We start from the raw sequence: 2,553 nt of genomic DNA, 5'->3' as shown, positions 1-2,553 counted from the left end.
AAGTGAGAGAGCGTCCGTGTTTTGGCGGCAGGGACTGAGAGAGCGTCCGTGTTTTGGCGGCAGGAAGTGAGAGAGCGTCCGGGGTGGGCTAGAGGAGTCTGCGCTCGGCGGCCCACTTTGTCAGCTCGTGGCGGCTGGAGAGCTGAAGTTTGCGCAGCACGGCGGAGACATGGGTTTCCACGGTCTTGATGGAGATGAAGAGCTCCTTGGCCACTTCCTTGTAGCTGTAGCCCCGCGCAATGAGCCGCATGACCTCCAGCTCACGGGCGGAGAGGCGGTCCAGCTCGTCGTCGGCGATATCAGCCGGCGCCGTGCCGAACGCATCCAGCACGAACCCGGCCAGCCGCGGCGAAAAGACGGCATCGCCACCGGCCACACGAAGGACGGCATCGGTGATTTCCGTGCCGGAGATGCTCTTGGTCACATATCCCCGGGCGCCGGCGCGGATGACCGAAACCACGTCTTCGGCGGCGTCCGAGACGCTCAGTGCGAGGAACCGGGTGCTACCCAGCAGGGCTGCCGAACCGGCGATCACCTCGCGTCCGCCGCCGCCCAGCCCGCCCGGCAGGTGCACATCCAGCAGCACCACCTCGGGCCGGGCCTGTGCGATCACGGCGATGGCCTGTTCGACTGTTCCGGCCTCGCCCACCACAGTGACCCGGGCGTCCAGGTCCGCCTTGAGCCCGGACCGGAAAATGGCGTGATCGTCCACGATCACGACGCGGACCGCGTGGGCGCCTCCTGCCTGGGCACTCCCTGCTTCGACGTTGTTCACGACTTTCCCTCTCCGTTGTCTGCGGCGTCGGACGGCAGCCTGAGCCGCACTTCCGTGCCGTCCGGGCTGCTGCTGATGACGGCGGTCCCGCCGTGACGGTTCATCCGCCCGACAATCGATTCACGGACGCCCATGCGGTCGCCCGGAACCGACTCCGGGTCAAAACCGGGGCCGCGGTCCTTCACGTAAACTTCCGCGTCGCCGTCGGCCACCTCAAGGTACACCGACACCGCACCGCCGCCGTGACGGGACGCGTTGACCATGGCCTCCCGGCTGGCCTGCACCAGCGCCTCGTGCCGCGCGGTCATGGCGGTATCCCCCACGCTGACCACATCCACGGCATTGCCCAGGGAGTCCTCGACCTCCGCGGCCGCCGCCTTGATGCGCTCCGAGAGCTGGCCCGCTTCCTTGCCGGGGTCACGGTACAGCCAGCCCCGCAGCTCACGTTCCTGCGCGCGTGCCAGCCGTACGACGTCGTTCTCGTTACCTGCCCGCCGCTGGATCAGCGCGAGCGTCTGCAGTACGGAATCGTGCAGGTGGGCGGCAATCTCCGCCCGTTCCGTGGCCCGGACCCGGCCGGAGCGCTCCGCTTCAAGGTCCCGCCAGAACTTCAGGCCCCACGGGAGCAGCACCAGTGCCACGCCGCCGAGGACTGCCACGGAGGACAGGAGCGCCAGCCAGGTCTGCTCCCAAGAACCGGAGCCGGACACCATCACCAGCACGCCGGCGACCACCAGGGCGAGCCCCGCGGCGAGCCTGGCCCAGCCGCCGGCCTGGTCGGCCTTGGTCTTGTCAAGGAGCCCGGCCCGGCGGGTTTCGTCCAGCTGAATCCACGCAATAGCTGCCCCGCCAAGGATAGCGGCCGCCGGGATCAACGTCCCCAGCGGAACGTCCACGCCCAGCATGCGTGCGATCAGGATGGCACCCGCCAGCAACAGGCCTGCGCCCAGCAGGATTTCCTTGCCGTACGGCATGGTCCGGGCGCGGAACCACGGCGCGTTGGCGGCCGTGCCGGCCACGGTTTGTCCGGTGGCACCCGGAACGGCTGCGGGAGGCAGGCCCGGAGACCCGGGTAGGGCGCCTCCGCCCGGGAAGGCAGCTGCTGCAGGCACCGGACCGGTTCCGAAGTCCGGCGGCACTTCCAGCGGTCCCGGCAGCAGCAGGGGCCCCGGCACCAGCATCGGCCCCGGGTCACTGACGGCCGGAGCTATGGGCGACGCCGGGCGCCGCGCGTTCCGCTTCGCGTTCTCGTCCGCAGTCGGCACCATGATCCAGAGCCACGCGTAGAACGCCAGCCCTGCTCCACCGGCGAGCGCGGCTACCACCATGCCGATCCGGACCATCCGCACCGGCCATCCCAGGTGGGCGGCCAGGCCCGCGCAGACACCGGCGATAACGCGGTCGCCGCTGCGGACCAGCGGGGGGCGGGTGGGGGCCGTTGTCATGTGTCAATCCAAACATGGATCAGGGTTCCGCACCCTTGATTTCACAAGGAACCGGGGGTCACTCAGGGGCAGCTCAGGGTGTTCCCCAATAGAGCACGGCCGGTGCGGACGGCAGGATCGAAGTATGAACTCGCACAATGCATACCCAGACGAAGATCCGCTGCCGTCCGGCCGTCCCGATTCCGGTTCCGGTTCCGCCACGCCAGCTGACCGCAGTTCCGACGACGGCACCGCCTCAGGCCAGGAGGGTTCCGGTTCCGGGATCGGCTCAGGCACCGGTTCAGGTACAAGCTCCCCGCAGGGCAGCTTCCCTGGCGGCCCGCCACCGCTCTA

2 protein-coding genes and 1 pseudogene are annotated in these 2,553 nt (G+C 69.1%); 1 reads left to right on the top strand and 2 read right to left on the bottom strand.

What is annotated here, in order from left to right:
* Positions 1 to 88: 88 nt before the first annotated feature.
* Positions 89 to 775: a response regulator transcription factor gene (locus tag WMN78_RS16415; RefSeq protein WP_340534797.1), complete on the bottom strand. Its 687-nt coding sequence runs from the start codon at positions 773 to 775 to the stop codon at positions 89 to 91.
* Positions 772 to 2,220: a PspC domain-containing protein gene (locus WMN78_RS16410; RefSeq protein WP_340534796.1), complete on the bottom strand. Its 1,449-nt coding sequence runs from the start codon at positions 2,218 to 2,220 to the stop codon at positions 772 to 774. The genes WMN78_RS16415 and WMN78_RS16410 overlap by 4 nt, the downstream gene beginning before the upstream one ends.
* Before the next feature lie 124 nt (positions 2,221 to 2,344).
* On the opposite strand from WMN78_RS16410, the pseudogene WMN78_RS16405 reads away from it, so the two are divergent.
* Positions 2,345 to 2,553, top strand: a pseudogene (locus WMN78_RS16405) (PspC domain-containing protein); the annotation flags it as partial.

Source organism: Arthrobacter oryzae (assembly GCF_037911235.1).
Lineage (GTDB): Bacteria > Actinomycetota > Actinomycetes > Actinomycetales > Micrococcaceae > Arthrobacter > Arthrobacter oryzae_E.
Note: the sequence above shows the minus strand (reverse complement) of the source record. Positions and strands in the feature narration are given on the sequence as shown.

What these genes read in the sequence shown, in the direction of transcription:
- WMN78_RS16410 (WP_340534796.1), bottom strand. Translation starts at nt 2,220, where the DNA reads ATGACAACGGCCCCCACCCGCCCCCCGCTGGTCCGCAGCGGCGACCGC.